Genomic DNA, 26,824 nt, shown 5'->3' with positions numbered 1-26,824 from the left:
AGTATGGAAAATAAATTAATCGTATCATTATCGCCTCACGTTCATGGTGGAGACAGTGTACAGAAAAATATGTACGGTGTGTTGATCGCACTGATTCCTGCCTTCATCGTTTCGCTCGTATATTTCGGACTGGGTGCGTTGATTGTCACAGCGACTTCTGTGATAGCCTGTCTGTTTTTTGAATGGGCAATCGGTAAGTTCTTGCTGAAGAAAGAAACCACTACTATTTGTGATGGGTCTGCTATCATCACAGGGGTGTTGCTGGCATTCAATCTTCCGTCGAATCTGCCTATTTGGATCATTATTTTAGGTGCTTTATTCGCTATTGGTGTCGGTAAGATGTCATTTGGCGGATTGGGAAATAATCCGTTTAACCCGGCATTGGCAGGACGTGTGTTTCTGTTGTTATCATTCCCTGTGCAAATGACTTCGTGGCCGGTGGTTGGTCAGTTGACTGCCTATACTGATGCTACTACCGCTGCTACTCCGTTAGCCTTGATGAAACAAGCCGTTCATGGTGATGCCTCAGCTTTTAGCCAACTTCCTGATGCCTGGAATTTGTTCATTGGCAATAATGGCGGATGTTTGGGCGAGGTGAGTGCAGCTGCTTTGATTTTGGGCCTCCTCTATATGTTATGGAAGAGAATCATTACATGGCATATTCCGGTATCTATTCTGGCCACTGTATTTGTATTCTCAGGCATTATGTACCTGGCCAATCCGGAAGCTTATGCTTCTCCGGTAATCCAGTTGCTTTCCGGAGGTCTGATGCTGGGTGCCATTTTTATGGCGACTGATTATGTGACTTCTCCGATGAGTAAAAAAGGTATGCTGATTTATGGTGTTTGCATCGGTTTGCTGACAGTTGTTATCCGTTTATTCGGTGCATATCCGGAAGGTATGTCATTTGCTATTCTGATTATGAATGCATTCACTCCGCTAATCAATACATATTGTAAACCAAAACGCTTTGGGGAGGTAGCGAAGAAGAAATGAAAAAGTTAGAATCATCATTGAAAAATATGTTGCTGGTACTCACGGGAGTAACAGCTATTTCGGTAGCTCTGCTGGCTTATGTGAATGAGTTGACCAAAGGGCCTATTGCAGAAGCAAATGCAAAAACACTGAATGAGGCTTTAAAAGAAGTCTTACCCGAATTCACGAATAATCCGGTTGCAGAGTGTGATACTATGTTTAGTGAGAAAGACGGTAAGAAGATTGTTGACTTTATTATTTATCCGGCTAAAAACGGAGATCAATGGGTCGGGACGGCGGTTGAAGCTAAATCGATGGGATTTGGCGGAGAACTGAAAGTACTGGTTGGTTTTGATGCCGAAGGCAAAATCTATAACTATTCATTGTTGTCACATGCCGAGACTCCCGGGCTTGGTTCAAAAGCGGCCGATTGGTTTAAGGAAGGCAATAAAGGTAGTATTAAAGGAATGAATCCGGGTGAGCAACCGTTAACGGTAAGTAAGGATGGTGGACAGGTAGATGCTATTACCGCTTCTACAATCACTTCACGCGCTTTCTTGAATGCCGTGAACGCTGCGTATGGTGCTTATAAAGGCAATGGCGATACTAACGGGACAACCGGTGCTTCTCAGAAAGCCGCTCCGGTACAGGAGTCTGAAACTGCGATTGTCGATTCAGTAGTTATTAAATAAGAAAGGAGTATAAAGATATGAATAACTTTAAAGTATTGATGAATGGGATTGTTAAAGAGAATCCGACATTTGTGCTCCTGCTTGGTATGTGTCCTACATTGGGTACGACTTCTTCGGCCATTAACGGTATGGGTATGGGACTTGCCACTATGTTTGTTTTGATTTGCTCTAATGTGGTGATCTCGTTGATAAAGAACTTGATTCCGGACATGGTACGCATTCCGTCATTCATTGTGGTAATCGCGTCTTTTGTGACTTTGCTCCAGATGGTGATGCAGGCTTATGTCCCTGGATTGTATGCTACATTAGGGCTTTTTATTCCGTTGATTGTTGTGAACTGTATTGTGTTGGGACGTGCAGAAGCATTTGCAGCTAAGAATAATGCTCTTTCGTCCATGTTCGACGGAATTGGTATGGGACTGGGCTTTACGATTGCTCTTACATTGTTGGGAGCTGTCCGCGAGTTTCTGGGTACAGGTAAGATATTCAACTTGTCAATCATCCCCGAAGAATATGGTATGCTTGTCTTTGTTCTTGCTCCGGGTGCGTTTATTGCATTAGGATATCTGATTGCGCTGATTAACAGCCTTAAGAAAGCAAATTAAAATAAACGATTATGGAATATATATTGATATTTATCTCGGCAATCTTTGTTAATAACATTGTGTTGTCGCAATTTCTGGGAATCTGTCCGTTTCTGGGTGTTTCCAAGAAAGTGGATACAGCGTTGGGTATGAGTGCAGCGGTGGCTTTTGTGCTTACCATTGCCACAATCGTAACGTTCCTGATCCAGAAGTTTGTGCTCGATGCTTTCGGATTGCAGTACTTGCAGACTATTACGTTTATTTTGGTCATTGCGGCACTGGTCCAGATGGTGGAAATTATTCTAAAAAAGGTTTCCCCTGCACTTTATCAGGCACTGGGCGTATTCCTTCCCTTAATTACGACAAACTGTTGTATTTTGGGTGTGGCTATTCTTGTTATCCAGAAAGATTATGATTTATTGACGGGAGTTGTCTATGCATTCTCTACTGCTATCGGTTTTGGCTTAGCCTTGGTGCTTTTTGCCGGACTCCGTGAGCAAATGAGCCTTGTGAAAATTCCCGAAGGTATGAAGGGAACTCCGATTGCTTTAATTACAGCCGGATTGCTGGCTATGGCATTTATGGGATTCTCCGGAGTGGTATAAATCCTGACGACAAACAACTGAAGGATGAGCGGCGGACAGGCTATCGTTAAGGTAGTTCTTCCGTCGCTTTTTCTGTTATTTTGTCTTAATGCACATTTCCATCATGAAATAATATTCGTTTTTTGTGCATTTATCTAAATTTATTTTGTTACATTTGCAAACACTTTACAAGAAAACCGAAAAAACTAACCATTATACACGTTATGAAAGAAAGAATTTTAGTAACAGGCGGAACCGGATATATCGGCTCTCATACTGTAGTAGAGCTGCAAAACAGTGGATACGAAGTAATCATCATTGATAACTTATCTAATTCAAATGCTGATGTAGTAGATAACATCGAGAAAGTATCAGGTATTCGTCCTGTTTTTGAGAAACTGGACTGTTTGGATTTTAACGGTTTGGATGCCGTGTTCAATAAATATAAAGGTATTAAGGCAATTATTCACTTTGCAGCCAGCAAGGCAGTAGGTGAATCTGTAGAAAAACCATTGCTGTACTACCGCAATAATCTGGTTTCTTTAATCAACCTGCTTGAGCTGATGCCAAAACATGGTGTAGAAGGTATTGTATTTTCTTCTTCATGTACTGTATATGGTGAACCGGATGAATTACCTGTAACAGAGAATGCTCCGATTAAGAAAGCTACTTCTCCCTATGGAAATACAAAACAGATTAACGAAGAGATTGTCAGGGATACTGTAACTTCAGGTGCTCCGATAAATGCTATTTTGTTGCGCTACTTTAATCCGATCGGTGCTCATCCAACAGCATTATTGGGAGAACTTCCTAATGGCGTACCACAAAATCTTGTTCCCTATTTAACCCAGACAGCTATCGGAATTCGTGAAAAACTGAGCGTGTTTGGTGATGATTATGATACACCCGATGGTTCATGTATCCGTGATTTTATTAATGTTGTAGATCTTGCCAAAGCACATGTGATTGCTATCGCACGTATTCTTGAAAAGAAACAAAAAGATAAAGTTGAGACTTTCAATATCGGTACAGGTCGTGGAGTTTCGGTTCTTGAACTGATCAACGGATTTGAGAAAGCTACAGGCGTAAAACTGAACTATCAGATTGTAGGGCGCCGTGCCGGTGATATAGAAAAAGTGTGGGCTAATCCTGATTATGCAAACAATGAATTAGGATGGAAGGCACAGGAAACTCTTGAAGATACACTGCGCTCTGCATGGGCTTGGCAGTTGAAACTTCGTGAAAGAGGTATCCAATAAATTAGAATATTGTTTTAATTAACATATAAGAAATGAACAAATGTTTTTATACATTTGTTTATAGGATGCAAATCGGCCTGATGCTGTTTATGTGTATGTGAATATCCATAATTGGTACTTATGCCTCCCCGGCATAGACAGGTAAGATTGCATAGTAGTTTTGTCGTGTTTTATTTTGTGTTTGTGTTGTGACAGTACTACGACGTGAGTCGTGGTACTGTTTTTTTATTATGAACTTTATTTGATTTATCTTCTTCCGCTTTGTCAGATTATTGTCTGAGAACAAAATGTGATTACACTTTTAAATCACTTTACCAATACTACTACCGGATTCGATTCTTCATTCAATTCTTTTAAGACACTTAGTTCTTTCTCTATTTTTATTTCGGGATGTTCCTCCAGCCAGCTAAGAATGTCGTCTGCCTGGACTAAAGAGGCATATTCTCCTTTTTCATTAAAGAAAGTAGGGTTGAAAGGCATAAGCTGAGTTAAGTCATCGATGAATTTATTATCAGCTAAAGCTATATGGGTTACCTTCGTCTTTTTATCATAAATTCCATTGTATAAAACAGGCTTTTCTGTGTATAGTCCTCTGATAAATTGGAAATAGAGTAATTTGTTATTCTCTATTGCATAGCTGACCAGGATACGGTCACTATTGTTTTCCGAAAGTGTTCGTTCTTCTGCCGGCCAATGATATTTGCCGGTATTGAATATCATGTGTTTTTCCAATTGATAATCTTTCAATGTATAAATGGTGTCAGTAAACAATTCCTTGAAACGGATTTCATTATTATTTTTCCAAAGTGCCGTATGATTAGGCACACAAATGCTCTGCTTTCCATTACTGTATTGTATGTGGATGATACCACCTAACAGTCCGAATCCTTTGCGTACGGAAATACTGCTAATATCGTCTACCTGCCCGGTACCTAATTCAGGTATAATATTAGGGATTGTATCTATAAAATTGCCTTTTTCAGAAAAGTATAATACCGAACTGGGACATTTCTGACCCAAACCACCTACATAATGTCCTACAATAATAGAATCACAAAATATAAATCCGTTGAGTCCGGGACGATTTATTTGAATACTGCCGGTTGAGGTTTCCGGAGTGGGAATGGTAATGATTCCCGCAAATTTACCTTTTTGGTCATATTTTACCAGTTGATTAGGTTCACGGTTAAAATATAACAACTGGTTTTGTGGATTCAGATATCCATTAGTATTATTATAAGCCTCCGGATCATCTCCTCTATGTCCTACGGAGCAAATAAACTTTCCGGTTTGCTTATCAAACAACAAACATTGTTTCCCATTATGGATCATAATCTTATTATCCAAAAGTTTAACTTCCGGAAAATCTCCGATTAAACAAGAGTCTGTTGTTTCTAAAGGGATGTATTGGATTGTTTTTCCAAGATCAGATACTTTGAGCTCTGCCAGTTTTTCTATTCCTTCGGCAATATCTATCTGATTGATTTCCGAGGTTTGCTGTGTTCTATTGCAAGAAGGCAATAATAATAATAGGGCGAAAATGCCACATGGTACAATTTGTCTCTTCATGTTTTTATCATTTATTTTAGGTTATAAAATACCTGTTGTTCGTTATGAAGGACAAATAAACTAAATATTTTAGTGATTAAACTATTTGTTGTAGTTAAATAACCAAAATATTTAGTTTTTTGATTCTTGAAAAATCTATTTCATAAGGATGACTACCGGATTAGATTCCTCGTTGATCTCTTTTGCAAAAGCAAACTTGCCATTTGGTTTAATTTCCGGATGCTCTTCCATCCATTCTAAAACACTACTTGCCTGAATAAGATCTACATATTCATTATCAGCATTGCATCTACGGGGATTCAGAGGCATGAAGTTATCAATATCGTTCATAAAACTCTGTCCTTTGCTTACTTGAGTCGTTTGAGTGTTTTTATTGTATATGCCGGTGTATACCTCATCTCTCTGCCTGAACTGGAATATGATGATTGAAGCACTTTCCATCACATGATCGATTTTAATTCTTTCATCATTTTTCTTTTTCTGGTATCTTTCTTCTACCGGATAATGATATTTTCCTGTATTGAAAACCAGATAAGGATGTGACTTATTTCCGGATAAGGTGTAGATTGTGTCCAGATAAGCTTCTTTAAAACGTACTTTTCCATCATGTTTCCATAATGTAGAAAGCATCCGTGGAGATTCAATGACCTCATCACTGTTAAAGTATGCTATTATCATGCCATAGATCCCCATGTTGCCGTAGAACTCTCGTGCTTTTTCATTCTTTAATATGTTTATTCGTATTGTATTTATGGCTACGGGTATAACTGGCAGTAGAGATGGGATACTGTCTAATATTTCCCCCTTTTTGTCAAGGAGGAGAAAAGGGGGCTTCTTTTCCGTTCCTTTTATCGGGAAAAGGTCAGATTGGTAACTGATGATTAATGAATCTGTGAAAACAAAGCAAGCAGGATTTCTTGGGCCTAAGCTTTTGGAAACCTTAACTTCGCCTAAATAATTACCTTTCAGATCGTAGCGCATTAAACTACCGTTCCACCCGACAAAATATAGTTCTTCTGCCACATCATCGATCCAGAAAGTCGCTTCACTATATCCTCCCGGATCGTTACCTACATGTCCGATAGAACGTATGAATTTGCCGTTGGTTTTATCGAAGACTAAGCATTGCTTGTTTGTGCTAACGATAATGTTGTTTTTATAAACTTGTATATCCGGATTGTTATTGATCAGACAACTGTCTGTGGTTTCTAATGCTATATAATTGATTTCCTTTAGAAAATCGGAGGCTTTAAGTTCCGTTGGATTTTTAATTTTTCCAACAATATCTATCTGTCCGGGCGCTTTCGTTTCTCTTGATGGAGAGGTACAAGAGGCTAATAAAAGCATAGCACATCCGTATGCCAATAAGTAGTTTTTCATTGTATTATAATTTATGATGGGGCTATTTCAATTTCGTTTGAAAACAGAATGCCTGGCCGAAATCTAAATCTGCTATTTCTTCTTCAGGGTTGAATAAACCGAAGACAGATGAACCGGAACCAGACATGGCAGCATATACGGCTCCTTTGCGGTAAAGTTCTTTTTTGATATCTTCGATTACAGGGTACTGTGGGAAGACACTTTCTTCAAAATCATTCAGCATGTTGTCTTTCCATTCGTTTACCGGACGTTTGATGATTTCTTTTAATGAATGTTCGGGATGGCGGGGCCTAATGAATGAAAAAGCTTCCCGCGTCGAGACAAAGATATCGGGTTTTACAAGTACTAACTGATACCCTTTCAGTGATAAATCGACAGGGGAAAAGACATTCCCGATACCCTCTGCGAAAGTTGGTTTGTTTTTTATAAAAAAAGCGCAGTCTGCTCCTAACATGGCAGCATATTCTTCCAGTTTCTCATCTGTCAGATGCAGGTGAAATTTTTCATTTAGCAGCTTCAGCATGAAAGCAGCATCTGCAGAGCCACCTCCTAATCCGGCACCCGAAGGAATGTGTTTGTACAAGTATATATCTATCGGGGGTAATTGAAATTCCCGATCAAGTAAAAGATAAGCTTTTACTACCAGATTGTTTTCGGGTTCTCCACTGATTTCAAGACCGGATTGATGCAAAGCAAATTTCTGTTTAGAGTCATTCAATATTGTAATTTCCAGAGCATCTTCCAGAGGTACAGAATAGAACACTGTTTCCAGGTTATGGTATCCGTCCGGACGTTTTTCAGTAATGTTCAGCCCCAGGTTTATTTTGGCATTCGGAAATGTAATCATGTCTTTGGACTATTAATGATTCGTGGTTAATGATTAATGCTATCTAATGGACGCAAAGTTAAATAAATAATTCAGATTTGATAATGGAAAATTGATAATAGAGAATTATCTTTGCCTACATTTTGTGGATGTATACAACTTAATCCACTATTCATTTTCTATATTTCAATAAAAATACAGATGGCCGAACAAAGAAGAAATACCCGTAGTACCACTAAGTCCAAGGTTCAACCCGTAAATGATTATGGGCGTATCCAGCCGCAAGCGCCGGAACTGGAAGAAGCTGTGCTCGGGGCCTTGATGATTGAAAAAGATGCTTATTCGCTGGTGAGTGAGATTCTCCGTCCGGAATCGTTTTATGAACATCGGCATCAGTTGATTTATGCTGCTATTACCGACCTTGCCGTTAATCAAAAACCGGTAGATATTCTGACAGTAAAAGAGCAACTCAGTAAGCGTGGCGAGTTGGAAGAAGTCGGAGGACCATTTTATATTACTCAATTGAGCAGTAAAGTGGCATCTTCTGCTCACATTGAATATCATGCTCGTATCATAGCACAAAAATATCTGGCAAGAGAACTTATAACTTTTACAAGTAATATTCAGAGTAAGGCGTTTGATGAGACTCTTGATGTAGATGATCTTATGCAAGAAGCTGAAGGAAAACTCTTTGAGATTTCGCAGCGGAACATGAAGAAAGACTATACGCAGATCAATCCGATCATAGCGGAAGCTTACGAACAGATTCAGAAAGCCGCCGCACGTACCGATGGTCTGAGCGGATTGGAGAGTGGATATACCAAACTGGATAAGATGACTTCCGGATGGCAGAAATCCGACTTGATAATTATTGCAGCCCGTCCGGCCATGGGTAAAACGGCTTTTGTACTTTCAATGGCTAAGAATATTGCCGTGAATTTTAGGAATCCGGTAGCCTTGTTTTCTCTTGAAATGAGTAACGTTCAGTTGGTCAATCGTCTGATCTCGAACGTTTGTGAAATTCCGAGTGAAAAAATCAAGAGCGGACAATTGGCAGCTTATGAATGGCAACAGCTCGATTATAAACTAAAGGATTTGCTGGATGCACCGCTTTATGTGGACGATACACCTTCACTTTCCGTATTTGAACTTCGTACCAAGGCGCGTCGGTTGGTACGTGAGCATGGAGTGAGAATTATCATCATTGACTACTTGCAGTTGATGAACGCCAGCGGTATGGCATTCGGCAGCCGCCAGGAAGAGGTCAGTACCATTTCACGTTCATTGAAGGGACTTGCCAAGGAGTTGAATATCCCGATTATTGCTCTGTCACAGTTGAACCGTGGTGTCGAGAGTCGTGAAGGACTTGAAGGAAAGCGTCCTCAGTTGAGTGACCTTCGTGAATCCGGTGCCATTGAGCAGGATGCCGATATGGTGTGCTTCATTCACCGTCCCGAATATTACAAGATATTTCAGGATGATAAAGGAAACGATCTCCGTGGAATGGCCGAAATTATTATCGCTAAACATCGTAATGGTGCAGTTGGCGATGTTCTGTTGCGATTCAAAGGTGAATATACCCGTTTCCAGAATCCGGATGACGATATGGTGATTCCGTTGCCTGATGCAGGAGCTATGTTGGGGTCGCGCATGAATAATACCGGGAGTGTACCTCCGCCTCCAGCTGAATTTGCCCCTCAGGGAGGTAATCCGTTCGGAGGAGGCAATGACGGACCTTTGCCTTTTTAGAAATAAGATATTTATTTAATTTATAATACCATGAAAAGATATTGCCAAACACTCGAATTGTATGACGATTCGGAATTGATTCGTGCTTATGTCGCAGAACATCAGCATGTGTGGCCGGAAATTAAAGCAGGTATCCGTGAAGTCGGGATACTCGATATGCAGATTTATATCCACGAACATACTCTCTTTATGATTGTCGATACGGTAGATGAATTCGATTGGATAAAAGATAACGAACGTCTGGCTAAACTGCCTCGGCAGGCTGAATGGGAAGCTTATATGTCCCGTTTCCAGCGTTCGTTGCCCGGACAAGCATCACACGAGAAATGGAAAATGATGGAACGTATATTTAAACTCTGATGATATGCAAAAACTACTATCTTTGCCTCCTAATCTGGTTCAGTCCTTTCATGAATTAGAGCGGGTAAACCGTACCGATTGGTTTTGTACTTCCGATCCGGTAGGCAAAAAACTTGGTTCCGGAGGTGGAACAGCTTGGTTACTGAAAGAATGTTATAACGAATTTGCTGACGGGACCTCTTTTTCCGGGTGGCTGGGAAAAGAGAAAAGAATTCTGTTGCATGCAGGCGGACAAAGCCGTCGTCTGCCTGGTTACGCACCATCGGGCAAGATACTGACACCGGTTCCTGTGTTCCGATGGGAGAGGGGGCAACACCTTGGGCAGAACTTGCTTTCCTTACAGTTGCCTCTGTATGAAAAGATCATGTCTTTAGCTCCGGAAAATCTACATACATTGATTGCGAGCGGTGATGTATATATTCGTTCGGAGAAGCCTTTACAAACCATTCCGGATGCAGATGTAGTTTGCTATGGACTGTGGGTTGATCCTTCATTGGCCACTCATCATGGTGTATTTGCTTCCGACCGGAAACATCCTGAAAAACTTGACTTCATGCTCCAAAAACCTTCTTTGGATGAACTGGAGTCATTGTCAAAGACTCATCTTTTTCTGATGGATATTGGCATCTGGCTTTTGAGTGACCGTGCTGTGGAGGTGTTGATGAAGCGTTCCTATAAAGAGAATTCTGAGGAACTGAGATATTACGATCTTTATTCCGATTTTGGATTGGCTCTTGGCGCACACCCGTGCATTGAAGATGAAGAGGTGAATACTTTGTCGGTTGCTATTTTACCTTTGCCCGGGGGAGAGTTTTATCATTATGGTACCAGTAAAGAGCTGATTTCTTCCACTCTTTCTGTGCAGAATAAAGTGTACGATCAGCGTCGTATCATGCATCGTAAAGTAAAACCCAATCCGGCTATGTTTGTCCAAAATGCTGTAGTACAGATACCTCTCTGTGCAGAAAATGCTGATTTATGGATTGAAAACAGCCATATAGGGGCTCAGTGGAAGATAGCTTCACGACATATCATAACCGGTGTACCGGAAAATGACTGGACATTGACTGTTCCTGCCGGAGTGTGTGTAGATGTGGTTCCGATGGGAGATAAGGGCTTTGTTGCCCGTCCATACGGTCTGGACGATGTTTTCAAAGGAGATTTGAGAGATTCTAAAACAACCCTGACGGGTATTCCTTTTGGTGAATGGATGGCGAAACGTGGTCTTTCATATACAGATTTGAAAGGACGTACGGACGACTTGCAGGCTGCTTCTATATTTTCTTTGGTTAACTCTGCTGAAGAATTGGGATTGGTGTTGAGGTGGATGTTGTCCGAACCTGAGTTGGAAGAGGGAAAGAGCATTTGGTTACGTTCCGAACGTTTCTCTGCAGACGAGATTTCGGCAGGTGCCAATTTGAAACGTTTGTATGCACAGCGTGAAGAGTTTCGGAAAGGAAACTGGAAAGCATTGGCCGTTAATCATGAAAAAAGTGTTTTCTATCAACTCGATCTGGCCGATGCGGCCGAAGATTTTGTACGTCTTGGTCTGGATATGCCTGAGTTATTGCCTGAGGATGCTCTGCAGATGTCACGAATCCATAACCGGATGTTGCGTGCGCGTATTTTGAAATTAGACGGGAAAGATTATCGTCCGGAAGAACAGGCTGCTTTTGATCTGCTGCGTGATGGACTGTTGGGCGAGATCAGCAACCGCAAGAGTGAACCAAAACTGGATGTATATTCCGATCAGATTGTTTGGGGACGCAGTCCTGTACGTATCGATATGGCAGGAGGGTGGACCGACACTCCTCCTTATTCACTTTATTCGGGAGGAAACGTTGTGAATCTGGCCATTGAGTTGAACGGACAACCTCCCTTACAGGTTTATGTGAAGCCGTGCAAAGACTTCCATATCGTCCTGCGTTCTATCGATATGGGTGCCATGGAAATAGTATCTACGTTTGATGAATTGCAGGATTATAAGAAGATCGGTTCACCATTCTCTATACCGAAAGCCGCTCTATCGTTGGCAGGCTTTGCACCTGCGTTTTCTGCTGTATCTTATGCTTCATTGGAGGAACAGCTTAAAGATTTCGGTGCAGGTATTGAAGTGACTTTATTGGCGGCTATTCCGGCAGGTTCCGGCTTGGGTACAAGTTCTATTTTAGCTTCTACCGTACTTGGTGCCATTAACGATTTCTGTGGTTTAGCCTGGGATAAGAATGAGATTTGTCAACGCACCCTTGTTCTTGAACAATTGTTGACTACCGGTGGTGGATGGCAGGATCAGTATGGAGGTGTGTTGCAGGGTGTGAAGCTTCTTCAGACCGAGGCGGGCTTTGCTCAAAGCCCATTGGTGCGTTGGTTGCCCGATCATTTATTTACGCATCCTGAATATAAAGACTGTCACTTGCTTTATTATACCGGCATAACTCGTACGGCAAAAGGAATCTTGGCAGAAATAGTCAGTTCCATGTTCCTCAATTCATCGTTGCATCTCAATTTGCTCTCGGAAATGAAGGCACATGCATTGGATATGAATGAAGCTATACAGCGTGGAAGTTTTGTTGAGTTTGGCCGTTTGGTAGGAAAAACCTGGGAACAAAACAAAGCATTGGATAGCGGAACGAATCCTCCGGCTGTGGAGGCAATTATCGATCTGATAAAAGATTATACTTTGGGATATAAATTGCCGGGAGCCGGTGGTGGCGGGTACCTATATATGGTAGCGAAAGATCCGCAAGCTGCTGTTCGTATTCGTAAGATACTGACAGAAAACGCTCCGAATCCTCGTGCACGCTTCGTTGAAATGACGCTGTCGGATAAGGGATTCCAAGTATCACGATCATAAAATCATTATTAGTCGACGGGAGGTAAATACTTTATCTCTTGTCGACTTCCTTTTCTATTCCTCATTAAGTTTGCCTCTTCTGTTATTCTGATAGTAAAATAGAGATTCTGGTATCTTTAAGTCTGCTTTTTTCTTGTTTTAAAAACTCCGTTGTCTTGAGAAAGTGATGAAATAGCAAGTGATGGAGCATAAACTTGCCTTTAATTCGTTTCTTCATACGTGTACTCTTCATACGATGTTAACTTCGTCTTTGCAAAACATTAACTTCTTGTGAAGAAGAAGTTAGTTATAAGAAAATACGAAGTTAACTTCGTATAGTTACGAAATTCATTTTTATTGAAAATTCTCCTACTTTTTGCCTAACGGTTTCATTTATTGAACAAAAACTATAGAATTCTCTTCTGTAGCATAGGTCAATATGAATCATTCCTGAATGTTATTTTGGAGGTATAGGATGCCGTTGCCGTTGCTTACTGATTGAAATTAGCACATGTTTATTGAACTTGTGACTGGTGATCTGATTTATTTGGTGGAGATATGATATTGGTGAAAATGGAATCCCGGTGTTTTTTATAACAACTTAGTCAGTGGTCCGTAAATAAGGGATTCCTGAGGCTACTCAAAATACAATGTGACAGAATGCTTTTGGGAGTATATAATTTCTAAACCTCTATAGATGGAATAATGAAGATTTTATTTTGTCAGGTAATTTATTTATTATCAGTATGTTATGTGGTAAGCGTAAAAAGAACAAAAAGAATAAATTCTTTTGTAATTAACTGATATTCAGCAGTGAATGTGTTTCAAAAGACGTTCGTTTAATAGCACAAAGGTATGAACTAAATTTTGATGTGCAAAATATTTTTAGATGAAAAAGTAAATATACTTCTTTATATGCTGATTATCAGATAATAATCTGATAATAAAAACAGCTTTTTACTTATTTTGCATGTGGTCTTTTATCTCCATAATTGATGTTTCAAAAGACGAACGTTTTTTGAAACATCAATTGATTGAATCCGTTCGTTTCCACCTAAAATAAGTCATAAAAAATCTTGCAGTTTGGCTGAGAAAAAGAGTCTCACCCAACTGCGAAGCATACCCGGACTTAAGTAAATCACTCAGGAATATATCCTTCTAAATGTCTCAACAACAAGAATATTGGTTCGCTGCCCGTACCCGTAAGGATCAGGAGCTTACTACTCGTGACGCATTAGAGAAAATAGGTGTCGAGTACTTTTTGCCGACCCAATTTGTCATTCGTCAATTGAAATATCGCCGGCGTCGTGTAGAAGTTCCTGTCATTCGTAATCTTATTTTTGTACATGCTACCAAAGAGTTTGCTTGTGCTATTGCCAACGAATACGGGGTTCGTCTTTTCTATATGCGTGATTTTGACACTAAGAGTATGCTTATTGTTCCCGATAAGCAGATGAAAGATTTTATGTTTGTCATGAATCTCGACCCTGCTGCTGTTATCCTCAACGATGATTGTTTCGCAGTTGGCACCAAAGTACAAGTTATCAAGGGAGATTTTTGTGGAGTTGAAGGTGAACTGGCCAGTCTTTCTAATCGTACTTATGTCACTATCCGTATTCGTGGCGTTTTATCTGCCAGTGTCAAGGTTCCTAAAAGCTACCTTCGCATTCTCGCACCGTAATCAGTAATATTTTATCATATAAAATGAATACTCTTATGACCCAGATTCATGAGCTGCAACATGTGGCTCACGAATTATTGTATTTGGGCGCTGACGGTTCTCCTATCTATACCGACAGTTTCCGTCAATTAAACACTGAAGTGCTTCAAAAATCTGATGCTTTGTTTGCTTTGAAAGGAGAAAATCCGGAAGAAGAAGCACGACTTTGCCTGGTTCTCTTGATGGGCTACAATGCAACAATCTATGATTATGGCGACAAGGAATCTAAGAAACAGGTTATTCTGGATCGTTCCTTGCTTGTGTTAGAGTCTCTCCCGTCTTCTTTGCTCAAGTGTCAGCTTTTGACATATTGTTATGGAGAAGTTTTTGAGGAAGAGTTGGCAAAGGAAGCTCATGCAATTATAGATTATTGGGATAATAAAACTTTATCGATAGATGAACAGGAGGCTGTAGATATGCTGAAGATGATAGAGGAAAATCAGTATCCAAATAATTACATAGATTAATTTTTAACCTATAATTTATTGTCATGAAAGGTATTGTCTTGGCCGGTGGTTCGGGCACTCGCTTATATCCGATCACCAAAGGAGTCAGTAAGCAGTTGCTTCCGATATTTGATAAGCCGATGATCTATTATCCTATCTCTGTACTTATGTTGGCAGGGATTCGTGAAATATTGATTATCTCCACTCCTTATGACTTACCCGGCTTTCAACGTTTGCTGGGTGACGGTTCTGACTTTGGAGTACGTTTTGAGTACGCCGAGCAACCTTCTCCCGACGGCTTGGCACAGGCATTTATTATTGGTGAGAAGTTTATAGGCAATGATTCTGTATGTCTGGTTCTTGGTGATAATATCTTTTATGGGCAAAGTTTTACCCGTATGCTGCGTGAAGCAGTCCATACAGCCGAATCGGAGAACAAAGCAACTGTTTTTGGTTATTGGGTAAGTGATCCCGAACGCTATGGTGTAGCTGAGTTTGACAGGGCCGGGAATGTTCTCAGCATCGAAGAGAAACCTGAGGTCCCTAAGTCCAATTATGCCGTTGTGGGTCTTTATTTTTATCCCAATAAGGTGGTGGAAGTAGCCAAGAGTATTCAGCCTTCCCCTCGTGGAGAATTGGAAATCACAACGGTCAATCAACGGTTCCTGTCCGATCGGGAACTGAAGGTCCAGCTTTTAGGACGGGGGTTCGCCTGGTTGGATACAGGCACTCATGATTCTTTGTCCGAAGCAAGTACATTTATTGAGGTTATTGAAAAACGTCAGGGATTGAAAGTGGCCTGTTTGGAAGGCATAGCCCTGAGGCAAGGCTGGATTTCTCCTGAAAAGATGAAAGCATTGGCAGGTCCGATGCTGAAGAATCAATATGGGCAATATCTGTTGAAAGTTATCGATGAATTATCCATAAAGTAGAATTTTTATTCCGATGAATATAATAAAAACATCAATCGAAGGTCTTGTTATCCTTGAGCCCCGTCTGTTTCAGGATGACCGTGGCTACTTTTTTGAATCCTTCAATCAGGGGGAGTTCGAATCAAATGTATGTCAAACGACTTTTGTTCAGGACAATGAATCCAAATCGAGCTACGGGGTCATTCGCGGTCTCCATTTTCAGAAACCTCCTTTTGCCCAAAGCAAACTGGTACGGGTAATCAAGGGTGCAGTTCTTGATGTGGCTGTCGATATCCGCAAAGGTTCTCCCACATTTGGAAAACATGTTTCGGTTGAATTGACAGAAGACAATCACCGTCAGTTTTTTATTCCGCGTGGCTTCGCACATGGTTTTAGTGTGCTGAGCGGAGAGGTCATCTTCCAATACAAGTGTGATAATTTCTATCATCCGGAAGCTGAAGGGGCGATTGCCTGGAATGATCCGGATTTGAATATCGCCTGGAAGATACCACAAGACCAGGTTATATTGAGTGGTAAAGACTACACGCATCCTCTGTTACATAGCATAGAACTACAGTTTGATATAAACAATACATTATATGAGTAAGAAAGAAACACTCAAGCAACAAATTCTCGATTTAACTCGGGAATACTACAAAGAGGTTCACGGGTCCTCCCCCTCCTTCGAACCCGGTAAAAGTTTTGTCAACTACGGCGGTCGCTATTTCGATGACCGCGAATTGGTGAACCTGGTTGACTCGTCCCTTGACTTCTGGCTGACTGCCGGTCCGTGGGCACATAAATTTGAAGTCCGTTTTGCTAAATGGTTAGGGGTAGATTACTGTTCACTTACTAATTCCGGTTCTTCTGCTAATTTACTTGCATTTATGGCTTTGACTTCTCCTCAGTTGGGGGAACGTAGAGTAAAACGTGGTGATGAAGTGATTACGGTTGCTTGCGGATTCCCTACGACAGTAACACCTTGTATTCAATATGGTGCTATTCCTGTTTTTGTGGATGTTACTATTCCTGAATACAATATTGATATAGAACAGTTAGAAGCAGCTTTATCGTCAAAAACAAAAGCAGTTATGATTGCTCATTCTTTGGGAAATCCATTTAATTTGCAAGTTGTCAAGACATTCTGTGATAAATACAATCTTTGGTTGGTAGAAGATAATTGCGATGCACTTGGTTCTACTTATATGATTGATGGAGTAGAAAAGAAAACAGGCACAATTGGTCACATTGGTACCAGTAGTTTCTATCCTCCACACCACATGACTATGGGAGAGGGTGGTGCTGTTTATACTAATGATCCTTTACTCCACAAGTTGGTTAATTCATTCCGCGATTGGGGGCGTGACTGTTGGTGTGTCGGTGGAGTAGATAATACCTGTAAATATCGTTTTAGTAAGCAGTTCGGTGAATTACCACTTGGCTACGATCATAAATATGTATACTCTCATTTCGGATATAATCTGAAGGTAACAGATATGCAAGCAGCGATCGGTTGTGCACAGCTGGATAAATTGGATGATATTGTGGAGGCACGTCGTCATAACTTTACTTATCTTAAAGAAGGACTTACAGGAACAAGAAATATCATTCTGCCGGAACCTCAAAAAAACTCTAATCCCAGTTGGTTCGGATTCCTTATTTCGGTAAAAGAAGATGCCGGGTTTACTCGTAATGATTTAGCTGTCCATTTAGAAAGTAAAAAAATACAAACCCGTAATCTATTTGCTGGAAATCTGTTGAAGCACCCAGCCTTTGATGAAATGCGCAAAAAAGGAGAAGGATATCGGGTAGTTGGTGAATTGAAAGGAACTGACTTTGTGATGAACAATACTCTTTGGATAGGAGTATATCCGGGAATGACGAAGGAAATGTTAGATCATATGATTACAACCATAAAAGAATTTTGTAACAAATGAAAGCTGTAATTCTTGCCGGTGGCTTTGGCTCTCGCTTGAGTGAAGCAACCAATTTGATTCCTAAGCCGATGGTAGAAATTGGTGGTAAACCCATCCTTTGGCATATAATGAAAATTTATAGTCATTATGGAATCAATGAATTTGTTATTTGCTGTGGCTACAAACAATATGTAATCAAAGAATACTTTGCTAATTACTTTCGGCACAATTGCGATATGACAGTTGATCTGTCTAATAATACTACAACTATTCATGATAATCATTCAGAGAACTGGAAAGTGACTATGGTTGATACGGGTTTAAATACGATGACTGGTGGTCGTATCAAACGAGTTCAAAAATATATTGGAAATGAACGCTTTTTATTAACTTATGGGGATGGGGTGGCTGATCTGAATATAACTGATACAATTCAGTCACACGAAGCTGCAGGAGGAATCCTTTCTCTAACAGCTTATAAACCAGGAGGAAAATTTGGTGCTCTGCAAATAGATTTGGCTACGGATAAAGTACTTTCTTTTCAAGAAAAACCTGACGGAGATCGTAACTGGGTTAATGCCGGTTACTTTGTTTGCGAACCAGAAGTATTTGACTATATAAAGGACGGTGATTCTACGATATTTGAACGTCAACCATTGGAGTCTATCTCTAAAGACGGTAAGATGCATGCTTTTAGACATACTGGTTTCTGGAAGCCAATGGATACACTCAGAGATAATACAGAATTAAATGACATGTGGGATAATGGGAAAGCTCCCTGGAAAGTATGGTAGGAATATGAGTATAGATATATTTAATAACTTCTATAAAGGTAAACGAGTACTTGTTACTGGTCATACCGGTTTCAAAGGTTCATGGCTTTCGATTTGGCTGCACGAATTGGGTGCTGAGGTGATAGGTGTGGGCTTAGAACCATTCACAGAGCGAGATAATTATGTTCTTTCCGACATAGGAAAGAACATAAAAGCTGATATCCGTGCTGATATTCGTGATGGGGGACGTATGAAAGCCATTTTTAAAGAATACGAGCCTGAACTTGTTTTCCATTTAGCAGCCCAACCACTAGTACGGCTTAGTTATGATATTCCGGTTGAGACGTACGAAACCAATGTTATGGGAACAATTAATGTCCTTGAAGCTATCCGTGTAACCGATAGTGTAAAAGTGGGGGTGATGATTACCACTGATAAATGTTATGAGAATAAAGAGCAAATTTGGGGATATCGGGAAAATGAACCGATGGGAGGTTATGATCCTTATTCAAGTAGTAAAGGGGCAGCTGAAATAGCGATAGCCTCTTGGCGTCGCTCTTTTTTCCATCCCGAGCAATATGAGAAGCATGGTAAAAGCATTGCCAGTGTACGTGCAGGTAATGTGATTGGTGGTGGTGATTGGGCATTAGATCGTATTATTCCAGACTGTATTAAGGCTTTAGAAGCCGGCAAAGAAATAGAGATTAGGAGTTCTAAAGCGATTCGTCCATGGCAGCATGTACTTGAACCCTTAAGCGGTTATATGCTTCTTGCCCTAAGGATGTGGAAAGAGCCTATAAAATATTGTGAAGGTTGGAATTTTGGCCCAAGAGCAGAATCTATTTCCACAGTATGGGATGTGGCTACTAAAGTGGTGGAAAACTATGGGAGTGGTCAATTGCGAGACTTATCCGATCCCAATACCTTGCATGAAGCTAAACTATTAATGTTGGATATTTCTAAAGCAAAATTTATGTTGGGGTGGGAATCCAGAATGGATATAAATCAGACAGTAGCATTGACCGTAGACTGGTACAAACGTTATCAAGAAGAAAGTGTCTACAGTATTTGTGTAAATCAAATAGAGCTATATACTAAAAAGTGAAACGGACTTGCGTTATAACGGGAGCAACAGGCTACATTGGTTCTCACTTAGTACATTATCTGCTTGATAGGGAGTGGGAAATTTTTATCATACTTCGAGAAAACTCTAATTATAAGAATATTGAGAGAATAATTGATAGGATAAATATTTTTATATATACTGAAAATATAATAGAATTAATTTCTTTTTTTAAAAGAGCTAATCCTACTGTAGTATTTCATTTGGCAGCCGCTGTATACACAAATTGTAAATCCGAACAAATACCGGCTCTTATACAGAGTAATATTTTGTTTGGAACACAAATTTTAGAGGCTATGCAGTATAGTACTACTCGCCTATTTATTAATACTGGTACTTATTGGCAAAATTACAATTCAGATGAATATAATCCTGTTGACTTATATGCGGCTACTAAAGAAGCTTTTGAGAAAATATTAAAATATTATGTAGATGCTTTTGGGATTAGAGTAATAACTTTAAGGTTATATGATGTCTATGGAGAAGATGATAAACGTCCGAAATTACTTAATTTATTGAAAGAAATAGCAGATACAGAACGTAGTATTGATGTTTCACCAGGTGAACAGTATCTTGATATGGTTTATATTTCAGATGTTTGTTCTGCCTATTTACAAGCTTGTGAACTACTTTACTCAGATCGTCTAATTGAAAATGAGATATACGGTGTGTATACAGGTGAAAAAATACGTCTAAAAGAACTTATAGAATTATTTTCTGATATATTGAAGTGCAATATAAAAGTTAACTTAGGAAAGAGAGCTTATAAAAATCGTGAAGTGATGGAACCAATGGAACATTACCAATGCCTGCCACAATGGAGACCTGCTATTTCTTTACAAGAAGGATTAGAAAAATTCAATAAACGATGAATTATTTTTTGCGTATTCATTGATTTACATTTGATTGCCTATTTATTTAATAAATATCCATTATTAGTTTTATTATCTGCTTTAAAGCTGTTTAATATTAAGATAGAATGTAGCGAAATCTTGGATTATTTATTAAAACTGTGACATGAAAAATCAATATTTATCCAAGTAATAGGATACTTATTAAAGTTTAATACAACATATATTATGACTATATCAATTTGTATCCCCACATACAATCGTTGCTTTTTCCTAATTGATACGTTGCATGATTTGTTTAAACAAGCTATAGATTTAGGAGTGGAAAGCCAAATTGAAGTTTGCATTTCTAATAATGCTTCTACGGATAATACAAAAGAAGAATTAGAAAAACTTCATTCTGATTTTCCTCAATTTAAGATTTTAGTTAATCATAATGAAACAAATATAGGGGCAGATAGAAATTTTATCAAAGTTTTATCTATGTCTTCAGGGCAGTATTCTATATTGAAAGGAGATGATGATTATTTTCAAGCAGGAGGTTTGAAGTATCTGCTAAATATGTTGAATGAAAATCCACAAATAGATTTTTTTATTTCCGATGTAGATATTGTAAACACTAGACGTGAATTTATATGTCATGTTGACTATTTAAGGGAAAAAGAACAATTAATTGTTGATTTTTCTAAGGAAATTGAGGCAAGAAACTACTTTGCTTTATGCAATAGTATATTGCCATTGGGCAGTTTTATCAGTGCTGTAATATTTAAAACAGAAGCTGTGAAAAGTGTAGAGATGGACCCTGTGTTTATAGGATCTTGTTATGCTTTTGAATTTTATTTTTGGAAATATTTGTTGAATGGTCATAAATTAATGTACCGTAAGCAATCTTATATTCAAGCAGTAATGGGAACAAGTAATATTTGGGGCGGCGGTATAGCGAGAGATGCCTTGGATATCAGTGCTTTTGGCTTTATAGCTGATTACTTTTTCATGGATTCTCCTTTAAGACAGGATTTTAAAGATGTAGTAAATAGAATGTATAAAGACTATTCGTATATACCTATTGACCAACGGAAAGATTTTAAAGAAAAATTATATCCTGCATTGATAAAAACGAATCATCCTTTAATTAAACAAATAAAGGGTAGAGCATCTACACTTTCTCTTTTGGCATATGTGTTGCTCTCAATTATGCCAAATAAAATTGTAAATAAAATAAGATTGATAATTAAAAGAAGACAATTCTGGTCTACACTTGAAAAATGTTAATTTAAAACATTAACAATTTTATGTCCTTTTGAGATGTTAAACAACTCGGTAAATAATAGACGTATATTAAAAAATACCATATATTTATATATACGGTTATTTTTCGCCATGGCTATTGGTTTATATACTAGTCGAGTAGTGCTGGAGGTGCTGGGGGTAGATGACTTTGGTTTATATTCTTTGGTGGGAGGCTTTGTTTCTATGTTGTCTATTTTGACAGGAGCTTTTTCAGGTACAGCCGCTCGTTTTATTATGTATGAAATAGGCGTAGGTGATCCAGATAAGTTGAAGGAAACAATATCTACAATAATTAACTTGCTTATTATTATAGCAATAGTTGTATTTGTAATTGGATTTATTTTGGGATCGTATTTTATAAGTAGATATCTTAATATACCTCCAGATAGAATAAAAGCGGCTTACTTTGTTTTTTATTGTTCTTTATTTGTTTTTTCAATGAATCTTCTTGTAGTACCATATCAAGCTATTATTATAGCTCATGAACGCATGGACTTTTATGCTGTAATGAGTGTGTTAGAATCTGTTGCTAAAGTTGTTGTAGTTTTATCATTGTCTAGTGTCACATTCGATAGATTATGTGTTTATGCTTTTCTTTTAGTTCTGGTAAGTGTTATGTCTCGTATTATTTATGGGATATATTGTAATTTTCATTTTAAGGAATCGAAATACCATTTTATTTTAAATAAGAATATTTCTAAACAAATGACTTCTTTTTCTATATGGATGGGTATTGGAACGGCAGCGGGTATCTTAAAAGATCAAGGCATGAATATTATAATTAATATTTTCTATAATTTGTCACTTAATGCAGCACGTGGCATTAGTATGCAGGTGATGTCTGTCTTCAATAGTTTTGCCTCAAATATAGGAATTGCAATATCACCTCAAATAACAAAATCTTATAGTCAAGGTAATATTGAACGTAGTATTAATTTAACTTTCGTTTCGGCAAAGGCCCAAGGTTATCTTATTCTTGTTATGATGATTCCATTTTTGTTAGAATCACATTATATACTTACTATATGGTTAAAATCGTTTCCTGCATATACTCAAGAATTTGTCTGTTGGGGCATAGTAATATGTTTTATACATTCGATTGCCAGTGCTTTTTCTCCTATTTATTTAGCAATGGGGCGTATCCGGAATTTGCAGTTAGGGGGGAGTTTCCTTAGTTTTATGTATTTACCTATTTGTTATTTTTGTTGTGAGCGTGGTATGGATATTATTGTTTGTATGCAACTTGCATTTGGATTAGAAATACTTTTGTTTATTATGAGTTGTATATGCATTAAAATGGAAATGAATTTTCCGTTTGGACGCTTTTTTTGCTCAGTTGTTATACCTATGCTTTTAGTTGGTATAATAACATTTTGCGTAGTCTATTGTGTAAGGTATATAATAAAAGAAGAGTCTTTCGTTCGGTTGATATTATCTTCAATAACTTCATTGGTATTTCTTGCTATCTCGGCTTATTTTATAGGTATTAATGATTCGGAAAAGAGATTAGTAAAAACTGTACTTGTCCAGCGGTTAGGTATAAGTAATCATACAAACAATATAGAAATAAAATAAATGTATAATGGATATTGTTGTTATTTTTAATGGTTTGGGCAATCAAATGTCTCAATATGCCTTTTATTTAGCAAAAAAAAAAGATAATTTGAATTGCCATGTTATATTTGATCCTAAATCAACTAATGTACATAATGGGGCAGAATTAAAACGAGTTTTTGGGATAGAGCTAAATAGAAATTATTTAGATAAGATTATTAGCTACTTTTATGGATATATTTTTAATAAAAGGATAGTTAATAGATTGTTTTCATTGGTGGGTATAAGAATGATCTATGAACCTAAAAATTATGATTATCGAGAGGAACTATTAAAACCTAGTTCTAACTTTATAAGTTTTTATTGGGGAGGGTGGCATAGTGAAAAATATTTTAAAGATATTGAGTTTGAGGTAAAAAAGGTTTTTAAATTTCCAGAAGTTACAAATTCTCCGTATTTTACAGAGTGGTTTAATAAAATATTTTTAGACAATAATAGTGTGTCTATTCACATTCGGAGAGGAGATTATTTAGATAAACCTTCTGACCCTTATTATCAATTTAATGGAGTTTGTACAATAGATTACTATGAGAAAGCAATTCTATATCTTAAAGAAAAAATTTTAGAGCCTAATTTTTATATTTTCTCTAATGATATAAATTGGTGTATGAAAACTTTTGGAACAGAGAATATGTATTATGTAGATTGTAATAAGGGGAAAGACTCTTGGCGAGATATGTATTTGATGTCTGAATGTAGGCATCATATTAATGCTAATAGCACATTCAGTTGGTGGGCGGCTTGGCTTTCTCCTTATTCTAATGGAATAGTTCTTCACCCTAAATGTTTTATAAAAGATATAGAAACTAAAGATTATTATCCCCAAAAATGGATAATGATAGAATGAGTAGCTAGTAATTTTAAAATAAGATATTCAAATGAAAAATTGTGCCTTTACTATAGTTGCTAAAAATTATATTGGTTTGGCTTTAATACTAGAGTCTTCTATACGTAAGTATTATGGTGATTTATCGTTTTATATTATTGTTGCAGATGAAGTTTCCGAAGATTTAAGGAGTAAACTTCCTGCTAATGTATTAATCGCTAAAGAATGTTTGGGTTTAGATGTTGGTACATGGCATGAAATGAGTTTTAAATATAATTTAACGGAATTCTGTACATCCATAAAGCCTGCCTCTTTTTTATATTTATTTGAAAATACAAATTTTGATAAGATAATATATTTAGATCCAGATATATATTTCTACAGTAGTATTGGACAAATTTTTAAAATGTTGGATGAATGTAACATATTACTAACACCCCATATAACTCAAATATTAGATAAAGGCTTAAGTGATTCTCCTGAAAATATTTGGCATAGTTGCGGAATGTATAATCTTGGATTTTGCGGACTTAAACGTAGTGCTTCAGCTCTACAAATGCTTAAGTGGTGGCATGCTAGACTTCGCAATGATTGTTATATAGACAGTTATAATTTCTTGTATACTGATCAAAAGTGGATGGACTTTCTCCCTTCTTTTTTCTCTCCACAAGAATTGAAGATATCTTTTAACTTGGGGATGAATATCGCTCCATGGAATTTTTATGAGCGTGAAATTTTTGAAGAAGATAATCAGTTGTATGTAAGGTCACGTTGTAATAAAGATAGGAAAGATCGGGTGATTTTTGTACATTACTCTGGATATGATTATAAAGAGTTGAAGAAAGGTGGAACTGTTCAAAAAAATATTTTAAATATAAAAAAATATAGTGATATTGAAAAAATACTTTTTATGTATGGGAAAGCTATAATAGAAAATGTGAAATTCTTTGACTGTTTTATTTCTTTACAATATAGCTATGGCTTTTATAGTAATGGTAATGTTGTTACTAGTGTTCATCGTCGGTTATATCGATCGATGGTTTCTAAGGGAATGAAAGATGATAATCCTTTTCTTATAAATGGTGTATTTTATTCATTATTAGCTAAAAAAAAATTAATAGTGACAACTAAATCGAATTTAGATAAACTTACCAAACAGAATTTCCCTAATGCTGAAAAAAAGTTGAAATATTTTAATCTGTTTATGAAAATGTTATTTTCTATCTTGGGCTATGAACGCTATTTCCTGCTTATTCGTTTGTTACATCCATATTCTCGTTTGGAATCTCAAATACATCTTTTAGATGATAAATATTTAGATAATAATATTTATTAGTATTGTAATGGCATAATGTTTTGTGCTTTTTTACGTATCTTCTTAAAGCTTTTTGATAAATTTTGTCTGGAATAAATTTAATTTTAGAAAATGGTCATTTGTATTTATTTTTGTTGTTATACTTATGGCTTTTTGTTGTGTTAGAATCTTCTCAAAAATTTTCCTATTATAAAAAGTTTAGTTTTTTACTTTCTTCATTTATACTATTTCTTGTTATTGGATGTAGATGGGAGACTGGAACGGACTGGAATTCATATTTGTTACTTTTTCAGGAAATCAAAATTGATTTGAGTTTTTTATTGATGGCCAATTCATTTGATGTTGGGTATCTATTCTTTAATGCAATAATAAGGGTATTCACTGATAATTATGTACTCTTTCTTTTAATTAATTCTGGTATAACTATTTTTTTGCTATCTAAGCTATTAAACAAAATATCTCCATATCCAAATTTATCATTATTCTTCTTCTATACCAACTTTATGATATCTCATTTTATGGGTTCTAATAGAAGAATGATGTCATTGGTCTTTGTGCTTTGGATGTTTTATTTTATATATCAAAATAAAAAGAAATGGTATACTATATATTGGGGGCTGGCATTTGCTTTTCATCGTTCGGCATTAGTAAATATTGTTTCAGTTTTCGTTTCTCGGAAAATATTTTCTTTACAGAGAACAATCTTTTTCTTAATTCTAGCTCTCTTAATAGGCGTATTTCAACTTCCTATTAAAATGATGGAATATGCAGGAAAGCTGTTATCTACTATTATCAATAATCCCATTGTAGATAAAATGCTGGTTTATTCTGATACAGAAGATGCCGCAATGACTTATAGTACGGGAAGCTTGTTACTTTCAACAACGTTGGCAGTTATTAAGAGGAGTATACTGTTAAGTTTTTATATTTATGTTTTCAAAAAGAGTAAGGTAGACCCAATGACCTGTTTTTTTTATAATCTTTATGTCATTGGGTTTATTGGTTATCTATGTTTTATTGGATCTTTTTTTCAAATCTTGACAACCTATTTTGCGCTGATTGAAATAGTACTTGTAGCACGAATATATTCTTATACATCTGGAAGACTAAAAACTGTTTTCTGCTTAGTTCTTGGATTGTATGGTTTTTTGCAATTGGTAAATGCATTAAGCATATATCCTGATTTATATATACCATATACTCCATTTTGGGCATTTATTAATTAATT

At 37.4% G+C, this 26,824-nt stretch carries 24 protein-coding genes; 21 read left to right on the top strand and 3 right to left on the bottom strand.

Annotation, left to right across the window (positions count from 1 at the left end):
* Positions 1-3: 3 nt before the first annotated feature.
* The 5 genes from G7Y45_RS14550 to galE all read left to right on the top strand — a co-directional run bounded on the left by G7Y45_RS14550 (position 4) and on the right by galE (position 4,094).
* Positions 4-996, top strand: coding sequence for an RnfABCDGE type electron transport complex subunit D (locus tag G7Y45_RS14550; protein WP_032540529.1), 993 nt, complete (start codon positions 4-6; stop codon positions 994-996).
* Positions 993-1,667, top strand: coding sequence for an RnfABCDGE type electron transport complex subunit G (locus G7Y45_RS14545; RefSeq protein WP_005806529.1), 675 nt, complete (start codon positions 993-995; stop codon positions 1,665-1,667). The genes G7Y45_RS14550 and G7Y45_RS14545 overlap by 4 nt, the downstream gene beginning before the upstream one ends.
* Before the next feature lie 17 nt (positions 1,668-1,684).
* Complete coding sequence (gene rsxE / locus G7Y45_RS14540; RefSeq protein ID WP_005778200.1) at positions 1,685-2,272, top strand: RnfABCDGE type electron transport complex subunit E; 588 nt, start codon at positions 1,685-1,687, stop codon at positions 2,270-2,272.
* 11 nt (positions 2,273-2,283) lie between these two features.
* Positions 2,284-2,856 (top strand): electron transport complex subunit RsxA, encoded by a 573-nt coding sequence (gene rsxA / locus G7Y45_RS14535; protein ID WP_005778198.1) that lies wholly within the window; start codon positions 2,284-2,286, stop codon positions 2,854-2,856.
* A 203-nt stretch (positions 2,857-3,059) separates the two neighbouring features.
* Entirely contained in the window at positions 3,060-4,094 is a 1,035-nt protein-coding gene (gene galE, locus G7Y45_RS14530; protein WP_005778195.1) for a UDP-glucose 4-epimerase GalE, read from the top strand.
* A gap of 306 nt (positions 4,095-4,400) precedes the next feature.
* Here galE and G7Y45_RS14525 read toward each other — a convergent pair whose 3' ends face one another.
* The 3 genes from G7Y45_RS14525 to ispE all read right to left on the bottom strand — a co-directional run bounded on the left by G7Y45_RS14525 (position 4,401) and on the right by ispE (position 7,890).
* Entirely contained in the window at positions 4,401-5,663 is a 1,263-nt protein-coding gene (locus G7Y45_RS14525) for a DUF4934 domain-containing protein (protein ID WP_165015189.1), read from the bottom strand.
* Positions 5,664-5,798: 135 nt separating this feature from the next.
* Positions 5,799-7,043, bottom strand: a complete 1,245-nt coding sequence (locus G7Y45_RS14520) for a DUF4934 domain-containing protein (RefSeq protein ID WP_005820518.1) — start codon at positions 7,041-7,043, stop codon at positions 5,799-5,801.
* Positions 7,044-7,065: 22 nt separating this feature from the next.
* Positions 7,066-7,890 carry a 4-(cytidine 5'-diphospho)-2-C-methyl-D-erythritol kinase gene (gene ispE / locus G7Y45_RS14515; protein WP_005778189.1) on the bottom strand — a complete coding sequence of 275 codons (825 nt, stop codon included), beginning with the start codon at positions 7,888-7,890 and terminating at the stop codon, positions 7,066-7,068.
* 180 nt (positions 7,891-8,070) lie between these two features.
* Here ispE and dnaB point away from each other — a divergent pair, with 180 nt between their 5' ends.
* The 16 genes from dnaB to G7Y45_RS14435 all read left to right on the top strand — a co-directional run bounded on the left by dnaB (position 8,071) and on the right by G7Y45_RS14435 (position 26,822).
* A complete protein-coding gene (gene dnaB / locus G7Y45_RS14510) occupies positions 8,071-9,618 on the top strand; it encodes a replicative DNA helicase (protein WP_005778186.1) in 1,548 nt (515 codons plus the stop codon).
* 30 nt (positions 9,619-9,648) lie between these two features.
* The gene (locus G7Y45_RS14505; protein ID WP_005778184.1) at positions 9,649-9,978 is read left to right on the top strand and encodes an L-rhamnose mutarotase; all 330 of its coding nucleotides are present in this window, start codon (positions 9,649-9,651) and stop codon (positions 9,976-9,978) included.
* A gap of 4 nt (positions 9,979-9,982) precedes the next feature.
* Positions 9,983-12,832, top strand: a complete 2,850-nt coding sequence (locus G7Y45_RS14500) for a bifunctional fucokinase/fucose-1-phosphate guanylyltransferase (RefSeq protein ID WP_165015186.1) — start codon at positions 9,983-9,985, stop codon at positions 12,830-12,832.
* 1,141 nt (positions 12,833-13,973) lie between these two features.
* A complete protein-coding gene (gene upeY / locus G7Y45_RS14495; protein ID WP_005778177.1) occupies positions 13,974-14,492 on the top strand; it encodes a capsular polysaccharide transcription antiterminator UpeY in 519 nt (172 codons plus the stop codon).
* 35 nt (positions 14,493-14,527) lie between these two features.
* Positions 14,528-14,998 (top strand): UpxZ family transcription anti-terminator antagonist, encoded by a 471-nt coding sequence (locus G7Y45_RS14490; RefSeq protein ID WP_032542582.1) that lies wholly within the window; start codon positions 14,528-14,530, stop codon positions 14,996-14,998.
* Positions 14,999-15,021: 23 nt separating this feature from the next.
* Positions 15,022-15,909 carry a glucose-1-phosphate thymidylyltransferase RfbA gene (rfbA, locus tag G7Y45_RS14485; protein ID WP_005820506.1) on the top strand — a complete coding sequence of 296 codons (888 nt, stop codon included), beginning with the start codon at positions 15,022-15,024 and terminating at the stop codon, positions 15,907-15,909.
* 13 nt (positions 15,910-15,922) lie between these two features.
* Positions 15,923-16,495, top strand: a complete 573-nt coding sequence (gene rfbC, locus G7Y45_RS14480) for a dTDP-4-dehydrorhamnose 3,5-epimerase (RefSeq protein ID WP_032542583.1) — start codon at positions 15,923-15,925, stop codon at positions 16,493-16,495.
* Entirely contained in the window at positions 16,488-17,825 is a 1,338-nt protein-coding gene (gene rfbH, locus G7Y45_RS14475) for a lipopolysaccharide biosynthesis protein RfbH (RefSeq protein ID WP_032542584.1), read from the top strand. Before rfbC ends, rfbH begins: the two co-directional genes overlap by 8 nt.
* A complete protein-coding gene (gene rfbF, locus G7Y45_RS14470; RefSeq protein ID WP_005820502.1) occupies positions 17,822-18,598 on the top strand; it encodes a glucose-1-phosphate cytidylyltransferase in 777 nt (258 codons plus the stop codon). The genes rfbH and rfbF overlap by 4 nt, the downstream gene beginning before the upstream one ends.
* A 4-nt stretch (positions 18,599-18,602) precedes the next feature.
* On the top strand, positions 18,603-19,682 hold the full coding sequence (rfbG, locus tag G7Y45_RS14465; protein WP_032537489.1) for a CDP-glucose 4,6-dehydratase: 1,080 nt from the start codon (positions 18,603-18,605) through the stop codon (positions 19,680-19,682).
* On the top strand, positions 19,679-20,572 hold the full coding sequence (locus G7Y45_RS14460; protein ID WP_005820500.1) for an NAD(P)-dependent oxidoreductase: 894 nt from the start codon (positions 19,679-19,681) through the stop codon (positions 20,570-20,572). Before rfbG ends, G7Y45_RS14460 begins: the two co-directional genes overlap by 4 nt.
* 207 nt (positions 20,573-20,779) lie before the next feature.
* Positions 20,780-21,823, top strand: coding sequence for a glycosyltransferase family 2 protein (locus tag G7Y45_RS14455; RefSeq protein WP_005820499.1), 1,044 nt, complete (start codon positions 20,780-20,782; stop codon positions 21,821-21,823).
* Positions 21,824-21,856: 33 nt separating this feature from the next.
* Positions 21,857-23,416 (top strand): lipopolysaccharide biosynthesis protein, encoded by a 1,560-nt coding sequence (locus G7Y45_RS14450; protein ID WP_137569249.1) that lies wholly within the window; start codon positions 21,857-21,859, stop codon positions 23,414-23,416.
* Positions 23,417-23,423: 7 nt separating this feature from the next.
* Positions 23,424-24,302, top strand: a complete 879-nt coding sequence (locus G7Y45_RS14445) for an alpha-1,2-fucosyltransferase (RefSeq protein WP_005820495.1) — start codon at positions 23,424-23,426, stop codon at positions 24,300-24,302.
* A 31-nt stretch (positions 24,303-24,333) separates the two neighbouring features.
* The gene (locus tag G7Y45_RS14440; RefSeq protein WP_005820493.1) at positions 24,334-25,617 is read left to right on the top strand and encodes a hypothetical protein; all 1,284 of its coding nucleotides are present in this window, start codon (positions 24,334-24,336) and stop codon (positions 25,615-25,617) included.
* Positions 25,618-25,679: 62 nt separating this feature from the next.
* A complete protein-coding gene (locus tag G7Y45_RS14435) occupies positions 25,680-26,822 on the top strand; it encodes an EpsG family protein (RefSeq protein ID WP_005820491.1) in 1,143 nt (380 codons plus the stop codon).
* Positions 26,823-26,824 lie beyond the last annotated feature (2 nt).

It is taken from the genome of Bacteroides sp. ZJ-18, assembly GCF_011038705.2.
In the GTDB taxonomy this organism is placed as follows: Bacteria; Bacteroidota; Bacteroidia; order Bacteroidales; family Bacteroidaceae; genus Bacteroides; species Bacteroides hominis.
Note: the sequence above shows the minus strand (reverse complement) of the source record. Positions and strands in the feature narration are given on the sequence as shown.

Bases quoted from the DNA above. Each gene is read 5' to 3' on its own strand.
- G7Y45_RS14550 (WP_032540529.1), top strand. From the start codon at position 4: ATGGAAAATAAATTAATCGTATCATTATCGCCTCACGTTCATGGTGGA.
- G7Y45_RS14545 (WP_005806529.1), top strand. From the start codon at position 993: ATGAAAAAGTTAGAATCATCATTGAAAAATATGTTGCTGGTACTCACG.
- rsxE (WP_005778200.1), top strand. From the start codon at position 1,685: ATGAATAACTTTAAAGTATTGATGAATGGGATTGTTAAAGAGAATCCG.
- rsxA (WP_005778198.1), top strand. From the start codon at position 2,284: ATGGAATATATATTGATATTTATCTCGGCAATCTTTGTTAATAACATT.
- galE (WP_005778195.1), top strand. From the start codon at position 3,060: ATGAAAGAAAGAATTTTAGTAACAGGCGGAACCGGATATATCGGCTCT.
- G7Y45_RS14525 (WP_165015189.1), bottom strand. From the start codon at position 5,663: ATGAAGAGACAAATTGTACCATGTGGCATTTTCGCCCTATTATTATTA.
- G7Y45_RS14520 (WP_005820518.1), bottom strand. From the start codon at position 7,043: ATGAAAAACTACTTATTGGCATACGGATGTGCTATGCTTTTATTAGCC.
- ispE (WP_005778189.1), bottom strand. From the start codon at position 7,890: ATGATTACATTTCCGAATGCCAAAATAAACCTGGGGCTGAACATTACT.
- dnaB (WP_005778186.1), top strand. From the start codon at position 8,071: ATGGCCGAACAAAGAAGAAATACCCGTAGTACCACTAAGTCCAAGGTT.
- G7Y45_RS14505 (WP_005778184.1), top strand. From the start codon at position 9,649: ATGAAAAGATATTGCCAAACACTCGAATTGTATGACGATTCGGAATTG.
- G7Y45_RS14500 (WP_165015186.1), top strand. From the start codon at position 9,983: ATGCAAAAACTACTATCTTTGCCTCCTAATCTGGTTCAGTCCTTTCAT.
- upeY (WP_005778177.1), top strand. From the start codon at position 13,974: ATGTCTCAACAACAAGAATATTGGTTCGCTGCCCGTACCCGTAAGGAT.
- G7Y45_RS14490 (WP_032542582.1), top strand. From the start codon at position 14,528: ATGACCCAGATTCATGAGCTGCAACATGTGGCTCACGAATTATTGTAT.
- rfbA (WP_005820506.1), top strand. From the start codon at position 15,022: ATGAAAGGTATTGTCTTGGCCGGTGGTTCGGGCACTCGCTTATATCCG.
- rfbC (WP_032542583.1), top strand. From the start codon at position 15,923: ATGAATATAATAAAAACATCAATCGAAGGTCTTGTTATCCTTGAGCCC.
- rfbH (WP_032542584.1), top strand. From the start codon at position 16,488: ATGAGTAAGAAAGAAACACTCAAGCAACAAATTCTCGATTTAACTCGG.
- rfbF (WP_005820502.1), top strand. From the start codon at position 17,822: ATGAAAGCTGTAATTCTTGCCGGTGGCTTTGGCTCTCGCTTGAGTGAA.
- rfbG (WP_032537489.1), top strand. From the start codon at position 18,603: ATGAGTATAGATATATTTAATAACTTCTATAAAGGTAAACGAGTACTT.
- G7Y45_RS14455 (WP_005820499.1), top strand. From the start codon at position 20,780: ATGACTATATCAATTTGTATCCCCACATACAATCGTTGCTTTTTCCTA.
- G7Y45_RS14450 (WP_137569249.1), top strand. From the start codon at position 21,857: ATGTTAAACAACTCGGTAAATAATAGACGTATATTAAAAAATACCATA.
- G7Y45_RS14445 (WP_005820495.1), top strand. From the start codon at position 23,424: ATGGATATTGTTGTTATTTTTAATGGTTTGGGCAATCAAATGTCTCAA.
- G7Y45_RS14440 (WP_005820493.1), top strand. From the start codon at position 24,334: ATGAAAAATTGTGCCTTTACTATAGTTGCTAAAAATTATATTGGTTTG.